We start from the raw sequence: 16,240 nt of genomic DNA, 5'->3' as shown, positions 1-16,240 counted from the left end.
CTTTTTTATTATGTATTATAAGAATTTTTCTATTGCTTTACTCCAAAAACTAGATCCTTCTAATTTGAGTAAATTTATTTCTAGTTCTGACATTTTTAATGAGATTTCATTTATACCAAAATACCTATGCTCTAATCCGTCACTAACGATAACAATTGAATCTTCAAAATGATACTCAGGATGGACTTTTATAACAGCATCAGATGGGAGAATAACACTAGATGTAAAGCATCTGTATGCATTTGTGTTAATTGGAGCTAGAGGCGTCACTTGTAGAGCACTAAGACGTGGGTCAATTAAGCTACCACCAATGGAATAATTATAAGCAGTACTACCTGTAGAAGATGAAACCAAGATACCATCACCACTAAATCGCTGAATAAGGTGCTCATCTACAGATATATTTAAGTGAATAGTTCTTGACTTATCGCCTTTAATGGCAATCTCATTAATACCCAAAGCTTCAATACAATCGTTTCTAGTACATATATCAGCTTGCACTGGGTTAATAGTTGATATAGTATATTGTTGAGTGATATACTTTTCTAAAAAGTCATCAATCTCATTGGGATTTATTTCTGTGAAAAAACCTAAATGACCTGTATTTATTCCAACTATAGGGATTGACGGAAAACCATGTTGATGTAAAGCTCTTAGAAAAGAACCGTCTCCACCAATGCATATAACTAACTCAGCATTAAAATCAAAATGGTCACTAACTTGATAACCAAAGCCCATAAGCCGATCTTTAAGATATTTAGCTGTGTTTATTGAAAAATTTGTATTATTATAAATAATATTGATTAAACCTTTTTTAGTCAATGTGAGTAACACTCCCTTGGCACTTAAAAGTATAATGGATCATTAATATATTTACTATTTTTCTATTACTAATAAACATATATGTAAAAAAAAAAATTGTCAACTCAAATATTTTAAAATTATAATAAACAAATAAACTGAGAAACTAAGGAATAATTATCTAAATATTAATATAAAAAGTAGGAGGATTTACTTTGCTTATACCAGAAAAACAGAGTGAAAATAAAATCATAGTAACAGTTGATGAAAAGTGGAAAGGTAAAGTGTTAAAACAATTATTAAAAGAGGAACTAAACATCTCTAGTAGATTATTAACAAAGTTAAAGAAAGATAAAACCATTAAAGTAAATAACTCCTTTGCAAGGTATCATACCCTATTAAAGTCGGGGGATGTAATTGAAATTGCGTTAATTGAACCCACAGATCAATTTGAGCCAGAAAATATACCAATAGATATAGTGTATGAAGATATTGATTTATTAGTAATAAATAAACAACCTGGGATAGTTGTACATCCAACGAAGAGTCATCCCAATGGGACAATAGCAAATGGTCTTTCAAATTATATTTTAAAAAATAATATGAAATGGCGTATCAGGTTTGTTAATCGTTTAGATATGGATACATCCGGATTGTTAATAATTGCAAAAAATGCCTTTGCTCATCATATCATATCTGAACAGATGAAAAACAATTTGGTTACAAAAAAGTATAAAACAATTGTGGATGGCGTTATTGAAAATGATAATGGTACAATTTTAGAACCAATTTTCAGACCAAATGATGATTCTATAAAGCGTATAGTAGATAAAAGGGGTCAAGAGTCAATCACTAAATATTATGTGCTAGAACGATTACATAATGCTACCGTACTTGAAATTGAGTTACTAACAGGAAGAACACATCAGATAAGAGTACATATGGATTTTATTGGACATCCAATAACAGGTGATACTTTATATAATGAACGAGTAAGTAACTATATTAATCGCCAAGCTTTACATGCATGGTATTTAAAATTATATCAACCAAGATTTAAAAATACTGTAGAAATTACAGCTTCAATGCCGAAAGATATGAGCATATTGCGAAAGACTTTGAAAAATGCGCAAAATTGATGAAATAAAGAGATAAGTTTTTTTATCTAAAATTTATAAATAAGAGGGATTTTATAAAAAGGAAAGAATAATACATTTATTAGATATAATTACATATAATTGGTAGTGTATGTATTTAAATACTTTAGGAGAAGGAAGTGAAAAAATGTTCTTACGTGAGGAAACTAATGAAGATGTAGAGTTAGAAAATATATGTATAAAATTTCTTCAGATGTTAGAACAGCTTAAAAAAGACGGTAAAGTAAGTGAAGAAGAGTATCTAGACCATTCTAGAGCAAAGAAAGAGTTCTTAGAATATTTGAAGAAGAAAAGAAGTGGTTAATCGAAATATAACAAGTGATATCTTTTAAACATATAATGGAATTATCTACTACTAGTATTTAGGAGGGGTATATTTATGAGTTTAGAAGGTATCGATTTTCTCACAAATGATTTTATTACCACATTTGCTGGAGCTGTAATTGTAACGAACATAGTTACACATTTTATAAAAGATTATACGCCAAAGTGGATAGATAATAAGATTGTAACTTTACTTGTTGCTATGATAGTAATGCTTTCTAATCAATTTATAACGGGTGAAATTACTTTTGAAACAATGTATTTAAGTTTTCTAAACGCATTTATTGTTGCTGCAGCAGCAATGGGAAATTATGAAATATTAAACAGCAAAATGATTAAAAAAAAGATGAAAGAGGAGATAGAGGATAAGACCGACAAAGAAACAAGTTAATAGAAAAACTAGTTAAAGTCCCTAGAGGGCTTTCTTTTTTTAAAAAAACATGATATACTTGTAAAATGTTATGTAAACCTCCTGTACATATTAAATTTTTTATAAAATATATTGAAGGAGGGGTTAAAAATGAAAAAATTTAATATTAAAAAAATATCTATTGTTTTATATGCAGTTTTACTTGCCAGTGTATTGGGATTTATTATTATTAATAACTATATCTTAAGTGAAGAAAAAATAGAATTGAGTTATTCTGATTTTATAGCAGGAATAGAGTCTGGAGAAGTAACGAAAGTATACTTGACAGAAACCTCTAAAATTGAAGGGAATCTGAGTGATGGAAGTACATTTATCACTGACAATCCACGGGTAGACACACTAAAAGAAACTTTATTATTAAATGATGTTTCGGTAGATGAACAAGATGGGCAAATAAATATGAATACTGTCTTGAGTTTCGTGCTACTAATTGGTGTTTTGGTTGGTATTTCAATTTATTTATCCAAAAAGGGAACAAGGCAAACATCAAAAGAATATGATAAAATGTCAAAGGTTGAGTTTTCTACACAAAAAGATTCTTCAGTTCGTTTTGCTGATATTGCTGGAAATGAAGAAGCAAAAGAAAATATGATAGAACTTGTGGATTTTCTAAAAAATCCGGAAAAGTATACTAGATATGGTGCTAAGATGCCGAAAGGTGTCATACTATATGGCCCTCCTGGAACAGGTAAAACGATAATGGCTAAAGCGCTTGCAAGTGAAGCTGGCGTAGATTTCATTGCTGTTTCAGGTTCAGATTTTGTTCAAGTATATGCTGGCTTAGGTGCTGGTCGTATAAGAAGTTTATTTAAGGATGCAAAAGACAAAGGGAAATGTGTTATATTTATTGATGAAATCGATGCTATAGGGAAAAAAAGAGATCGTGGTGGTCTTGGTGGTAGTGATGAGTCCGATAGAACGCTAAATGCATTATTAACAGAGATGTCTGGGTTTAAAGGGAGTGAAGGCATTATTGTAATGGCAGCAACAAATAGAATTGATATTTTAGATGATGCGCTTTTGAGACCAGGAAGATTTGACAGACAAATAGAAGTAGGATTACCTGATCTTAAAGCAAGGCAGGAAATATTAAAACTATATTCGCAAAATAGACCTATAGATGCAGAAATTAATTTAGATGGTTTAGCACAACAAACGGTTTATTTTAGTGGCGCGAAATTAGAAAATCTAGTAAACGAAGCTGCCATTTATGCTGCAAGAGAAGATGCACCATATATTAACCAAAACCATTTAGATAAAGCTTTTTATACAGTTATAGCAGGAGAAGAAAAAAAAGATCGAAGTGGTATATCTCACGTAGATCGAAAAATTACTGCTTATCATGAAGCTGGACATGCTGTAGTAACTAAAATTTTATGTCCAGATAATAAAGTAACAAAGGTTACAATTATACCAAGTACAAAAGGTGCTGGTGGCTTTAGCATGAACATACCGCCGGATCGAATGTATAATACAAAAATGAATATGATAAACCATGTTAAGGTAGCATTAGGTGGTAGAATAGTTGAAGAAATAATATTTGGTAGTGATCATATTACAACGGGTGCAAGTAATGATATTCAAAAAGCAACAGAGATTATAGTAGCAATGATTAAGCAATTTGGTATGCATGATGAAATAGGAATGGTTAACTTTGATGTTTTATATGGTAACAGAAATTTCGTTGATGATGATGTAAAGCAACTAACCAAAAAAGAAATGAAACAATTATATGACGAGACTAAATTAATGATACGAGAAAATATTGGTCTAGTTGAAAAAGTAGCGGAAGAATTATTAAGGAAAGAAACATTAAATGAAGATGAGATTAATAAAATTGTTGGAGAGTATGATGAAGCGCTACTGTGTTCATAGGCAAAAAGTGGATTAAATAAACTGCTGAAAATGGTGTATAATATAATTAATAACATGTCGAAGATGTTTGTTATGAACTGTAAAATTCAACCGACAATGTACATCCGGGAGATTATATTTTTATCTTCGATGAAAAGCCTCCTAAGAGGGGAATTCAAAGAAATAAAATAGGTCACCCACTTAGTGAATCGCGGGTGTGAATTTTATAGGAAAACGGCATATTGGATGTGTGTATCCCCCCCCTTATTTAGGGGGGATTTATTATAATTAAATAGAGAAGACAAGCTTAGATTAGTCTGAGCTTGTCTTCTCTATTTTTTGTATATCTTTTTCAAAAGCGTCTACTAGTATAGTAGAGTAATGATCGTAAAAAACCATACCAGGTTTACCGCCTTTTTGTTTACGAACGTTTTTTCGAGTAGTATAGTCCACGGCGACTTTACTTGAGTTTCTAGCTTTACTATAAAATGCTGCTAAAGATGCAGCTTCAGTAAGAGCTACTTCAGAAAGTTGCCTTTCATCTAATTGAACAATCACATGGGAGCCTGGCAAATCTTTTACGTGTAACCAAATATCTGTCTTATTTGCATGCTTAAATGTAATCTCTTCATTTTGTTTATTGTTTTTACCTACTAGTATTTTAAAGTTATCGGTTGATTTGAAGGATAGAAAACTGGAATTTTTTTTATGATGTTGTTTTTTCTTGTTAGACTTTTCTTTAACATACCCACCATCAACTAATTCTGTATAAATTTCTTCTAAATCCTGAAGCGTAGTACATTGTTCTATGCTATTTTGTATTTGCTCTAAGTAACGTATTTCACTTTCAGCAACTTTAACTTGCTTAGCAACTTCAACCAGTGCATTTTTCGATTTTGTATATTTTTTATAGTAGTTTTGTGCATTTTTTGAAGGGCTGTAGCGCTTATCTAACTTAATTTCAATGTTTTCTTGTGTACTACTATAGAAATTTGTTACCTTTGTGCTGCTTTCTCCTGATTTTATTTGATAAAGATTAGCTGTAATTAAATCACCTAAAATTTTAAAATGATCACCTTTTAAAGCTTTGTCATAGTCTCTTTTTAAATTTATTAATTTGTTATACAGTCTATCTAACTTTGTATTAATATTTTTTCTCAATGTTTGAGATTTTTGTTTTATCCGTTGCATATGATCATTTACGCTATAGTAATTATCTAATAACTCACTTATAGAATCAAATTCTGTAATTGTGTAATGACTAAGGTGTTTAATTGGAATAACACTAAAGTCTATATACTTTTTGTTTGATACATCTTGAAAAATTAAGTGTTCAAATTTTTTAGAAGAAACGATGGTAAGAATTGAACTTAAAGAAAAAAATAAATCTCTTATTTCTAGATCATCTAATTTATTTATGGGTGTCTCAAAATCAATACTAGCATTGTGACATATTTCTTTAGCAATCAAAGGCGATATTCCTGTAAAATGAGAATATAACGCCTTATATATTTGTATGGTTGTTTTCCTGTCAATTATATCAGTTAAATCGTCGGTGTTTGATAACGATAACGGATTATTTTTATTATTTGGTGGCATTTCGTAGGTAAGTCCTGGTAGTACTTGTCGAAATCGACTCATATCAAATGAAATACGTTTGATACTTTCTATGATTTTTTTTGTTTCATTGTCAACTAATATAATATTACTATGTTTTCCCATCATTTCAATAATTAACATTTTTGACTTTTTAATATTTAACTCATCATAAGTTTCAATCTCCAAATTTATAATTCGTTCAAAATTAGGCTGTGTTACTGAAATTATACGTCCCCCAGTAAGGTTTTTACGAAGTAACATACAAAAACTAGGCGGGGTAACTGGATTTTCTTTACTTAAAGTGGTAAAATGAGCTCTTGGATAATTACTGTGACAGGAAAGCAAAAGCTTCCGATTGCTTCCTTTACTTCTAATTATTATAAGAATTTCATCTTTCTCCGGTTGATATATTTTTTCAATTCTATTATTAGAGACGAGTTGTGATAATTCATCTACAATTGCAGATACAGTTAACCCATCTAAAGCCATATGCATTCCTCCTAAGCGAAAGTAATGTAAATATAACATAAATGTAAAAACAATTCAAAGTAGAAAAAAGATTTAATAAATGGATAAAATTTGTTATAATTGTTATATTGTATTAGTATAAAGAAGTTATATAAAATTAAACCTTTAACATAAAGGAGAGAAAAAATGGATATTATATTTCGCAAGCTTCAAGGTGCAGGTAATGATTTCATAGTTATGAAATATGAAGACTTTCCTGATGAAGAATTATTTAGTAAGTTAGCAACTGAAGTCTGTCATAGACATTTTGGTATAGGTGCCGATGGATTAATGATTGTAAAAGGCTCAGAGAAAGCAGACTTTTTCATGTATTACTATAATAGCGACGGTTCAAGAGCGCATATGTGTGGAAATGGCATAAGGTGTTTTGCAAAGTATGTATATGATGCAGGAATGATAAAAGAAAAGTTCTTTAGGATTGAAACTTTAGCAGGAATTAAAGAGGTTGAAATGGGAGATGAAAATAATAGAGAACAATTGGTAAGGGTAAATATGGACAAAATGATTTTTGAACCAAAAGATATTCCTGTTATATGTGATCAAAATAAATGTATTAATCAACAACTTATAGTTGATGGTGAAACTTTAAACTACTCAACAGTACTAATGGGAGTGCCACATACGGTTATTTTTTTAGATGAACTGAAAGAAGAGCACATTAAAAAAATAGGCCCAGTTATAGAAAAACACAACCAATTTCCTGATAATACAAACGTTAATTTCGCAAAAATTATAAATAGAAGCAAAATAGAAGTTAAGACCTGGGAGCGAGGTGCTGGATATACTCTAGCATGTGGAACTGGTGTCACTAGCGTTTGTGGGGTAGCATATGAATTAGGTTATGTAAATAATAGTGTTGAAGTAATAACTGATGGGGGGAGATTAACTATTAATATAGAAGAAAATAAAGATATATATATGGAAGGGTCTGCGAAAGTAATTTGTGAAGGTATATATTATTCAAATTTAGCAAAGTAAACCTAAAAATATCTTTGGGGGGTATTCGTGTGATTAAGAGTATGACAGGATTTGGCAGAAGTGAGTTTCAATACAACAATACATATTTTACTATAGAAATAAAGTCGGTCAATAACCGTTATATGGATATTAATATAAAATGCCCTAAAAAATTTACCTACTTAGAGGATCAAATAAGACAGCTTTTCAAGCAAAAAATAAAAAGAGGAAGAGTGGATGTTTTTATTAATTATGATCAAGTAGGTGAAAAGGATGTAAGAGTAACGCCAAATGTTTTGTTAGCAAAAGAATATTTAGACGCGCTAAAAGTATTGGAAGAAGAACTGAACATTAAGAATGACATTTGTGTGTCAACGTTTATTAAGTTTCCAGATATATTGAAAATAGAAGATAAAGTTGAGGATAAAGATCAAGTATGGAAGGCGTTTCAAAATGGTCTGGAAGATTCGCTTGATAAATTAATATTGATGAGAAAAGAAGAAGGAAATAAACTTAAAGAAGATTTATTGATGCGAGTAGAGTATATGTCTAACCTAATTAATGAAGTAAACCAAAGAGGAGAAATTGTTCTACTTGAATATAAAACAAAATTAACAAAGAGGATAGCAGAAATTTTAGATGATGACATACAAATTGATGATAATCGTTTGGCTATGGAAGTAGCAATATATGCAGATAAAAGTAATGTTACAGAAGAAGTAGTACGACTTAGTAGTCATATAAAACAATTTGAAAAATCACTTGATCAAACTGATTCAGTTGGAAGAAAACTCGACTTTATAATACAAGAAATGAATAGGGAAGTAAATACAATTGGGTCAAAAACTAATGATATAATAATATCCAATATAGTTGTAGAATTAAAGAGTGAACTTGAAAAAATAAGAGAACAAGTGCAAAATATTGAATAAAGGGGGTACAATATGAGTATCAAATTGATAAATATCGGCTTTGGTAATATAGTGTCTGCTAATAGGATTATAGCAATTGTTAGTCCAGAGTCAGCACCAATTAAACGAATTGTTCAAGAGGCTAGAGATGAAGGTGTACTTATAGATGCTACTTATGGTAGAAGAACTAGAGCCGTTATAGTTACGGATTGTGATCATATAATATTATCAGCAGTTCAGCCAGAAACTGTAGCACAGAGATTAACCAGTAAAGATGATGAAGCTTCAGACGAAAATGAATAATAAGGAGAGGAAGATATTATGTTATACCCACCAATTACCGAACTATTAGACAAGGTTGATAGTAGATATACATTAGTTATAGCTGCATCAAAAAGAGCAAGACAATTAATTGACGACCATGAACCTAATGTAGAGCATGAGTCAAACAAACCTGTATCTATTGCAACAAAAGAGATATATGAAAATTTTGTAACATATGAGGCCATAACGGACGACATTGATAAGTAGGTGATGAAATATGCTTAAAGGAAAAAATATTGTATTAGGAGTAACAGGCGGAATCGCTGTTTATAAGGCTTGCGATATTGTAAGTAGATTAAAGAAGTTAGAAGCAAATGTTGATGTAATTATGACGAAATCAGCTATGGAGTTTGTAAAACCACAAACTTTTCAAGCGCTTAGTCAAAATATGGTTGTTACTGATATGTTTGAAACACCACGGTATTGGGACATTGAACATATTTCGTTAGCCCAAAAAGCTGATATTCTTTTAATTGCCCCAGCCACTGCGAATATAATTGGTAAAGTTGCTAATGGAATTGCTGATGATATATTATCTACAACAATTATGGCGTCAACAGCTAAAGTAGTTTTTGCACCAGCCATGAATACGAGAATGTATGAAAATGAAATTGTACAGAGGAATATAATAAAACTAAAAAGTTTGGGGTATGAATTTATTAATCCAGGAGCAGGGAGACTTGCCTGCGGAGATATAGGAGCAGGTAAGCTTGCAGAACCAGTAGATATAGTCGAGTATATAAATAAATTACAAACTGTTAAATCAGATTTAAATGGTAAAAAAGTGTTAATTACAGCAGGACCAACCGTAGAAAAGATAGATCCAGTTCGTTTTATTTCTAATCGTTCTACGGGTAAAATGGGGTATGCTTTAGCTGAGGCTGCTTCAAAAAGAGGTGCGGAAGTAACTTTGATTTCGGGCCCTACAAACTTGAGTCCACCAGCTAATGTAAATTTGATATCGGTTAGTAGTGCGTTAGAAATGTATAAAGCTGTACTTGAGGATTTTGAGAGTCAACACATAGTTATAAAAACTGCTGCTGTTTCAGACTATCGACCACAGACAATTAATGACCAGAAAGTAAAGAAAAAGGATGGAGATATGAGTATTAGCTTAGTCAGAAATCCTGACATTTTACTTGAACTAGGAAAAATAAAAGGCGATAAAGTACTAGTAGGTTTCGCAGCTGAAACAAATAATGTTATAGAATATGCAAAAGACAAAGTTAAGCGAAAAAACCTGGATTTTATTGTTGCAAATAATGTGGCTGAAAAAGATGCTGGATTTGGAACGGATACAAATATTGTGAAATTTATTGATAAACATGATAATATTAATGAAATAGACAAGGCTTTAAAACAAGAAATAGCTGATAAAATTTTAGATAAAACAAAAGAGTTTATTATAAAATAATAAAAGAAAAATGACAGAGTAAAACAGCTTGAAATCATAGTGTATATGGTTTTGGGCTGTTTTAAAAACTTTATACTTCTGTCTTAACTATTCTCAAATTATTATTAAGCAGGTGGTGTGAAAGTTGCAAGGTTATAACGTCATTATGGTATACAATTCCAAGGTGGATCGGTTATTGATGTGCACACGTAAACATGATCCGTATAAAGGGCTATACAATTTAGTAGGCGGTAAAATTGAGCCAGAAGAAACTGGCATAGACGCTGCATATAGAGAACTTTATGAAGAAACTGGGATTAAGGGTGATAACATTATTTTAAAGCATCTAATGGATTTTAAATACTATTTTCAAGAATGTTATGTAGAAGTGTACGTAGGTAAGCTTAACCAAGAAGTAACCTTAGTAGAGGAAGTAAATAAGTTATTTTGGTCAGACTTAGATCATGACTTTTTTGATGTAAATAAATACGCTGGTGAGGGAAATATCGGTCATATGATAGAGCAAGTGAACATGTATAAAGAAGAGTTATTTGATAGTAAAATGCACTTATAATCCATAACGATAATGTTCTGTTATAATATCTTTATTAACTTAAGGGAAGTTTGATATAATATATAATTATAAAAAGTTGGAGATGTAATAAAATGAAAATTGGGACAGTCATAGTAAACAACAACGTGAATAAGACAGATAAGCTATTTGACTACTCTATTCCACTTGAGTTAGAGAACGTGATCGAAGAAGGGATGCGGGTATTGGTTCCTTTCGGAAAAGGTAATAGAAAATTAGAAGCTTATATCTTCAGCATTAGGTCAATAACCAGCAATGATAAGGTTAATCTCAAGGATATTATACGGCCCCTAGACGATAAACCAATTTTGTCAAAAAAACAAATAGACATGGTTTATTGGCTGAAAGAAAAATATTTGTGTAGATATATAGAGGCAATTCACTGTTTAATTCCAGCAGGCTTGGTTAATAAAGAAAAACGTGTTATTTATTTAAACCAAGAGGAAGTAGAGAAAAATAAATCAAAATTTACAGAAGTGCAAATTGGAATTATAGAACTTCTTAAAAAAAAGGAGAAAGTAACCTTTGAATTACTATATAAAAGTTATTCTTATGGAGAAGTCTATAGAGCAATAAAATCTTTACATAAAGAAGGTATTGTAGTCATTAACGAAGTTGTTGAATCAAGAATAAACATTATAAAAGAGAAGTATGTAAAATTAGCTAAATTAGATAAAGATAAAATTAATCTAAAAAATGCAAAAAAGCAACTAGATTTACTTAAAATATTAAAAGATAGACAAGAAATAAAATTAAGTGAATTAGTAAATCATCTAGGTTTTAGTCGAGCAGTAATTAAAGGTCTTGTAGATAAAGGAATTGCAATTATCGAAGAAAAAGAATATAAACGTGACCCACTACTGAATCTTGATTTTAAGCCTTTTCCAAAACTACAACCTACAAATGAACAGGAAGAGATTATTAATAAAATTACAGAAGGTATTGAGAATAACAAATCAAATATATACTTAATACATGGAATTACTGGTAGTGGTAAGACGGAAGTATATTTACAATTAATAGAGAATGCTATAAAAGAAGGTAAGCAAGGCATTGTATTAGTTCCAGAGATATCCTTAACACCACAGACAATTGAAAGGTTTAAAGGAAGATTTGTCCATGGAATTGCTATATTCCATAGTGGACTGTCAGAAGGAGAACGTTATGATGAATGGCGAAAAGTCTCCAACGGAGATGCCAATATTGTAATTGGAGCACGCTCTGCTATATTTGCACCTTTAAATAATTTAGGGTTAATAATTATTGATGAGGAACATGAAACAACCTATAAATCGGAATTAAATCCCAAATATACAGCCTTTGATGTTGCAAAATATCGAAGCGAAAAGGAAAATGCTATTGTAGTATTGGGATCAGCAACACCGTCCATTGAAACCTATCATAATGCAGTACAAAATGAAATTATATTAACCAATTTAAAAAAGCGTGCTCATAAATCACAAATACCTGAGATAAGTATTATAGATATGCGTCAGGAACTCGATGGAGGAAATAAAAGTATCCTCAGCCGAACACTATACAATGAGTTAAAAAGCACATTAGAATCTAAAAAACAAACAATACTTTTTTTAAACCGCAGGGGATATTCAACCTTTGTGAGTTGCAGAAAATGTGGCTATGTTGTAAAGTGTAAGCAGTGCGACATCTCTCTTACATTTCATATGGCTTCTAAGGATTTACAGTGTCATTATTGCGGAGATAAGTATCAAGCACCTAAAATATGTCCAGAATGTTCGAGTAAATATATAAAATATTTTGGGACTGGAACACAAAAACTTGAGAAGGTTATTCAATCATATTTTCCCAGCGCATCTATAAGCAGAATGGATTTAGATGTTACCGGTAAAAAAGGTGCACATAATAAAATATTAGAATCATTTAAAAGTGGAAAAATAGATATTATGATAGGTACCCAAATGATTACAAAAGGACTTGATTTTCCAAATGTAACACTAGTAGGTATTATAAATGCAGATACAATGCTTAACTTGCCAGACTTTAGAGCGCCTGAAAAAGTGTTTCAACAAGCACTTCAGGTGGCAGGAAGAGCTGGACGAGGGATAGATCCAGGGAAAGTAGTACTTCAAACTTATAATCCAGACCATTATAGTATAGCCTTGGCATCAAAACAAGATTATAAAGCATTTTATAACAAAGAAATTGGCATACGTAAAGCTTTTGACTATCCCCCATTTAGTAAATTAGTAACGATTGGTTTTACAGGAGAGAATGAAGATGAAGTTTATAATGTAGTACTAAAGATTACTGAAATAATAAAATACATATCTAAATCTAAAGGGTTTAATGATGTAGATACAAATATACTAGGACCAAATGCAGCTATGATTTATAGAATTAAAAATAAGTATAGGTTTTATATTTTAATTAAATCAAGCAAAGATAGCCATCCGCTATTTAAGTCCATCATAAAATATCTTTTAGTAGAAAATAAAGAAAAATTTATACCCAAAAACATATTAACAAGTATTGATATGAATCCTATATATACTGTTTAAGGAGTGATTTTTATGGCGATAAGAATAATTAGGACAGATGATGATCCAATTTTAAGAAAAAAAAGCAAACCTGTGGAGATAATAGATAAACGTATCTTGACATTATTAGACGACATGAAAGAAACAATGTATGATGCAGATGGTGTAGGACTTGCTGCACCACAAATCGGAATACTAAAAAGAATAATAGTAATTGATGTAGGTTATGGTGCTGTGGAGTTAATTAACCCTGAAATTATTGATAGCTTTGGAGAACAAAGCGATACAGAAGGTTGTTTAAGTCTACCAGGTAAGTCAGCAGAGGTAATAAGGCCACAGAAAGTAACTGTTAAAGGATTAAATCGTAAAAATGAAGAGGTGACTTTAGAAGGAGAAGATTTATTCGCTAGGGCTATCTGTCATGAAATAGATCATCTAAATGGAATATTGTTTATCGATAAAGCTAAAAAGTGAGGTGACACTATGAAAGTATTATTTATGGGGACACCGGATTTTGCTGTCCCTTGTTTAGAGAAGTTAGTTGATGAAAAATATGATGTAGTAGGAGTATTCACACAGCCAGACAAACCAAAGGGTAGAGGAAAAAGGCTAGTCCATACACCAGTTAAAGATGCTGCGCTTAAACACGGATTAAAAGTATATCAGCCTACAAAAATAAGGGAAGAAACAACAATTAATCTAATTAAACAATTGGTACCAGAAGTCATAATAGTAGTTGCCTATGGGCAAATATTACCTAAAAGTATACTAGACTTGCCTCTAAAAGGATGTATTAATGTACATGCATCACTATTGCCAAAATATCGTGGTGCTGCACCAATAAATTGGGCAATTATAAATGGTGAAAGCATAACAGGAATAACTACTATGTATATGGATGAAGGATTAGATACAGGAGATATGATTTTAAAAGAATCTATAGATATTCATGAAGATGACACTGCTGGAGATTTACATGACAAATTAGCAAACTTAGGATCTGAATTATTAATTAAAACGCTAGAAGATATAACAAATGGAAAATTGAGAAGAGTAAAGCAAGATGATAAAGAAGCAACGTACTGTCAAAAACTAACTAAAGATTTAGGAGAGATTGACTGGTGTAGGCCTGCTAAAGAAATTAGAAATTTAGTACGGGGAACGATACCTTGGCCTACTGCATATACAACATATTTAAATAAGAAAATGAAAGTTTGGAAGACTAGCGTAATAAAAGGAGAGCATAACTATAGGTCTGGAACAATCATCGATATTACCCAAAACGGAATTGATGTAGCAACAGGAAAAGATATATTAAGAATACAAGAGCTTCAATTCAGTGGAGGAAAAAGACTTAAAGTAGAAGATTTTCTTAGGGGAAATACAATTGATAAAAATATAATTTTAGGGGAGTAATATGAGTTTAAAATTTGTTGGTATACTACTGGTTATATGTTTATTGCTAATAGTAGGACTGTTTACTTTGATTTTTATACCTCAACTACAAAGTGTATATGTATTTAGTGTAGTAAACGCGATCTTAGTATTGGTTCTGTTAGGATTACTGCTATGGATAATACAAATTATTTTAACAATAATCCTACTATGGTATAATATAAATGTACCGAATATAATGATAAAATTGACGAAAGAAGCGTTAAGAATTACTTATCCTGCAATAGAATTTTTTGGAGTTGTTTTTTCCATTGATAAGAAAAGTATAAGGCGCTCCTATACAAATTTAAATAATCAATTAGTGATGAGTGAAGAGTATGGACTCTCAGGAGAAGAAATATTAATAATCTCGCCACATTGTCTTCAGAAATCTTCTTGCCCCTACAAAATTACAAACGATATAAAAAATTGTAAAAAATGTGGAAATTGCAAAGTAAATCCTTTAATTGATTTACATGAGAAGTATGGTGTAAACTTTAGAGTAGCTAGTGGTGGAACAATAGCTAGAAGAATTATTATGGAGCTTAGGCCTAAGGCAATTATAGCTGTAGCATGTGAACGGGATTTAGTGAACGGATTACAAGATGTGAAAAAAATACCAATTATAGCAGTAACAAATAAACGGTTGAATGGTCCGTGTATTGATACAGAGGTAAATACCCTAAAAGTAGAACATGCAATTTTAAAATTGATGAAGGAGTGACAAATGAATGATATTTCCAACAGGTACAGAAATTCTTGTATTATTACCAGCAATCATTTTTGCGATGTATGCACAAAGCAAAGTAAAAACAACTTTTCACCGGTACTTAAATGTAAGGGCAACTAAAGGATATTCAGGATTCAACGTAGCAAGAACTTTATTGGATAAAAATGGATTAAGAGATGTGCCAATTGAAGTAGCACAAGGTTCTCTAACTGATCATTATGATCCGAGAAAAAGAGTGCTCAGGTTGTCAAGAGAAGTACATCAAGGAAGTTCAATTGCATCCGTTAGTGTAGCTGCTCATGAAGTAGGGCATGCTATACAGCATGCAAATGGCTATGTACCTTTAAATTTAAGAAATGCTATTTTTCCTGTTGCAAGTTTCGGATCATCAGCAGCTTGGTTCTTTGTAATAGCAGGTTTTATATTTTCTCCACCATTAATAAATGTAGGTATCCTACTTTTTGCTGCAGCAGTACTATTTCAAGTAGTCACACTTCCTGTAGAGTTTAATGCTAGTAGCAGAGCGATGGATTTGTTAGATGCAAACGGATTTATTTCAAGGGAAGAATATGGTGCTGCTAAGAAGGTTCTAGATGCTGCAGCCTTAACATATGTAGCTGCAACAGCTACTGCAGTAGCCCAATTAATAAGGTTAATAATGATAAGTAATAGAAGAAGATAATGAAGGCG

General features: G+C 31.2%; 17 protein-coding genes and 1 other RNA gene. 16 read left to right on the top strand and 2 right to left on the bottom strand.

Features of this window, described 5'->3' with window-relative positions; translation table 11 throughout:
* Nucleotides 1–15 precede the first annotated feature (15 nt).
* Nucleotides 16–822 carry an NAD(+)/NADH kinase gene (locus tag RH915_RS02420; RefSeq protein ID WP_310477703.1) on the bottom strand — a complete coding sequence of 269 codons (807 nt, stop codon included), beginning with the start codon at nucleotides 820–822 and terminating at the stop codon, nucleotides 16–18.
* Nucleotides 823–1,016: 194 nt separating this feature from the next.
* On the opposite strand from RH915_RS02420, the gene RH915_RS02415 reads away from it, so the two are divergent.
* From RH915_RS02415 to ssrS, 5 genes are all read left to right on the top strand, one after another.
* On the top strand, nucleotides 1,017–1,940 hold the full coding sequence (locus tag RH915_RS02415; RefSeq protein ID WP_310477702.1) for an RluA family pseudouridine synthase: 924 nt from the start codon (nucleotides 1,017–1,019) through the stop codon (nucleotides 1,938–1,940).
* A gap of 145 nt (nucleotides 1,941–2,085) precedes the next feature.
* A complete protein-coding gene (locus RH915_RS02410; protein WP_310477701.1) occupies nucleotides 2,086–2,262 on the top strand; it encodes a hypothetical protein in 177 nt (58 codons plus the stop codon).
* 75 nt (nucleotides 2,263–2,337) lie between these two features.
* Nucleotides 2,338–2,673, top strand: coding sequence for a hypothetical protein (locus RH915_RS02405; protein WP_310477700.1), 336 nt, complete (start codon nucleotides 2,338–2,340; stop codon nucleotides 2,671–2,673).
* Nucleotides 2,674–2,802: 129 nt separating this feature from the next.
* Nucleotides 2,803–4,587: an ATP-dependent metallopeptidase FtsH/Yme1/Tma family protein gene (locus tag RH915_RS02400; protein WP_310477699.1), complete on the top strand. Its 1,785-nt coding sequence runs from the start codon at nucleotides 2,803–2,805 to the stop codon at nucleotides 4,585–4,587.
* A 52-nt stretch (nucleotides 4,588–4,639) separates the two neighbouring features.
* Nucleotides 4,640–4,819: non-coding RNA, 6S RNA (gene ssrS, locus RH915_RS02395), on the top strand.
* A gap of 59 nt (nucleotides 4,820–4,878) precedes the next feature.
* Here the strand turns inward: ssrS and RH915_RS02390 are convergent.
* On the bottom strand, nucleotides 4,879–6,654 hold the full coding sequence (locus RH915_RS02390) for an Rqc2 family fibronectin-binding protein (protein WP_310477698.1): 1,776 nt from the start codon (nucleotides 6,652–6,654) through the stop codon (nucleotides 4,879–4,881).
* A gap of 165 nt (nucleotides 6,655–6,819) precedes the next feature.
* Here RH915_RS02390 and dapF point away from each other — a divergent pair, with 165 nt between their 5' ends.
* The 11 genes from dapF to RH915_RS02335 all read left to right on the top strand — a co-directional run bounded on the left by dapF (nucleotide 6,820) and on the right by RH915_RS02335 (nucleotide 16,232).
* On the top strand, nucleotides 6,820–7,671 hold the full coding sequence (dapF, locus tag RH915_RS02385; protein WP_310477697.1) for a diaminopimelate epimerase: 852 nt from the start codon (nucleotides 6,820–6,822) through the stop codon (nucleotides 7,669–7,671).
* Nucleotides 7,672–7,700: 29 nt separating this feature from the next.
* Nucleotides 7,701–8,582, top strand: coding sequence for a YicC/YloC family endoribonuclease (locus RH915_RS02380; protein ID WP_310477696.1), 882 nt, complete (start codon nucleotides 7,701–7,703; stop codon nucleotides 8,580–8,582).
* A gap of 12 nt (nucleotides 8,583–8,594) precedes the next feature.
* Nucleotides 8,595–8,864 carry an extracellular matrix/biofilm regulator RemA gene (remA, locus tag RH915_RS02375; protein WP_310477695.1) on the top strand — a complete coding sequence of 90 codons (270 nt, stop codon included), beginning with the start codon at nucleotides 8,595–8,597 and terminating at the stop codon, nucleotides 8,862–8,864.
* An 18-nt stretch (nucleotides 8,865–8,882) separates the two neighbouring features.
* A complete protein-coding gene (gene rpoZ, locus RH915_RS02370; protein ID WP_310477694.1) occupies nucleotides 8,883–9,092 on the top strand; it encodes a DNA-directed RNA polymerase subunit omega in 210 nt (69 codons plus the stop codon).
* Nucleotides 9,093–9,102: 10 nt separating this feature from the next.
* Nucleotides 9,103–10,299, top strand: a complete 1,197-nt coding sequence (gene coaBC, locus RH915_RS02365) for a bifunctional phosphopantothenoylcysteine decarboxylase/phosphopantothenate--cysteine ligase CoaBC (protein WP_310477693.1) — start codon at nucleotides 9,103–9,105, stop codon at nucleotides 10,297–10,299.
* Between the two features lie 145 nt (nucleotides 10,300–10,444).
* Nucleotides 10,445–10,852 carry an NUDIX hydrolase gene (locus tag RH915_RS02360; protein WP_310477750.1) on the top strand — a complete coding sequence of 136 codons (408 nt, stop codon included), beginning with the start codon at nucleotides 10,445–10,447 and terminating at the stop codon, nucleotides 10,850–10,852.
* 92 nt (nucleotides 10,853–10,944) lie between these two features.
* Entirely contained in the window at nucleotides 10,945–13,407 is a 2,463-nt protein-coding gene (gene priA / locus RH915_RS02355) for a primosomal protein N' (RefSeq protein ID WP_310477692.1), read from the top strand.
* 12 nt (nucleotides 13,408–13,419) lie between these two features.
* Nucleotides 13,420–13,860, top strand: coding sequence for a peptide deformylase (gene def, locus RH915_RS02350; protein WP_310477691.1), 441 nt, complete (start codon nucleotides 13,420–13,422; stop codon nucleotides 13,858–13,860).
* Between the two features lie 9 nt (nucleotides 13,861–13,869).
* Nucleotides 13,870–14,802: a methionyl-tRNA formyltransferase gene (fmt, locus tag RH915_RS02345; protein WP_310477690.1), complete on the top strand. Its 933-nt coding sequence runs from the start codon at nucleotides 13,870–13,872 to the stop codon at nucleotides 14,800–14,802.
* 1 nt (nucleotide 14,803) lies between these two features.
* Entirely contained in the window at nucleotides 14,804–15,544 is a 741-nt protein-coding gene (locus RH915_RS02340) for a DUF116 domain-containing protein (RefSeq protein ID WP_310477689.1), read from the top strand.
* A gap of 7 nt (nucleotides 15,545–15,551) precedes the next feature.
* Entirely contained in the window at nucleotides 15,552–16,232 is a 681-nt protein-coding gene (locus RH915_RS02335) for a zinc metallopeptidase (protein ID WP_310477688.1), read from the top strand.
* Nucleotides 16,233–16,240 lie beyond the last annotated feature (8 nt).

It is taken from the genome of Serpentinicella sp. ANB-PHB4 (genome assembly GCF_031432315.1).
Classification (GTDB): domain Bacteria; phylum Bacillota; class Clostridia; order Peptostreptococcales; family Natronincolaceae; genus Serpentinicella.
This window is presented reverse-complemented; position numbering and strand designations above follow the sequence as displayed.

What these genes read in the sequence shown, in the direction of transcription:
- RH915_RS02410 (WP_310477701.1), top strand. Translation starts at nt 2,086, where the DNA reads ATGTTCTTACGTGAGGAAACTAATGAAGATGTAGAGTTAGAAAATATA.
- RH915_RS02405 (WP_310477700.1), top strand. Translation starts at nt 2,338, where the DNA reads ATGAGTTTAGAAGGTATCGATTTTCTCACAAATGATTTTATTACCACA.
- RH915_RS02400 (WP_310477699.1), top strand. Translation starts at nt 2,803, where the DNA reads ATGAAAAAATTTAATATTAAAAAAATATCTATTGTTTTATATGCAGTT.
- RH915_RS02390 (WP_310477698.1), bottom strand. Translation starts at nt 6,654, where the DNA reads ATGGCTTTAGATGGGTTAACTGTATCTGCAATTGTAGATGAATTATCA.
- dapF (WP_310477697.1), top strand. Translation starts at nt 6,820, where the DNA reads ATGGATATTATATTTCGCAAGCTTCAAGGTGCAGGTAATGATTTCATA.
- remA (WP_310477695.1), top strand. Translation starts at nt 8,595, where the DNA reads ATGAGTATCAAATTGATAAATATCGGCTTTGGTAATATAGTGTCTGCT.
- rpoZ (WP_310477694.1), top strand. Translation starts at nt 8,883, where the DNA reads ATGTTATACCCACCAATTACCGAACTATTAGACAAGGTTGATAGTAGA.
- coaBC (WP_310477693.1), top strand. Translation starts at nt 9,103, where the DNA reads ATGCTTAAAGGAAAAAATATTGTATTAGGAGTAACAGGCGGAATCGCT.
- RH915_RS02360 (WP_310477750.1), top strand. Translation starts at nt 10,445, where the DNA reads ATGGTATACAATTCCAAGGTGGATCGGTTATTGATGTGCACACGTAAA.
- priA (WP_310477692.1), top strand. Translation starts at nt 10,945, where the DNA reads ATGAAAATTGGGACAGTCATAGTAAACAACAACGTGAATAAGACAGAT.
- def (WP_310477691.1), top strand. Translation starts at nt 13,420, where the DNA reads ATGGCGATAAGAATAATTAGGACAGATGATGATCCAATTTTAAGAAAA.
- fmt (WP_310477690.1), top strand. Translation starts at nt 13,870, where the DNA reads ATGAAAGTATTATTTATGGGGACACCGGATTTTGCTGTCCCTTGTTTA.
- RH915_RS02340 (WP_310477689.1), top strand. Translation starts at nt 14,804, where the DNA reads ATGAGTTTAAAATTTGTTGGTATACTACTGGTTATATGTTTATTGCTA.
- RH915_RS02335 (WP_310477688.1), top strand. Translation starts at nt 15,552, where the DNA reads ATGATATTTCCAACAGGTACAGAAATTCTTGTATTATTACCAGCAATC.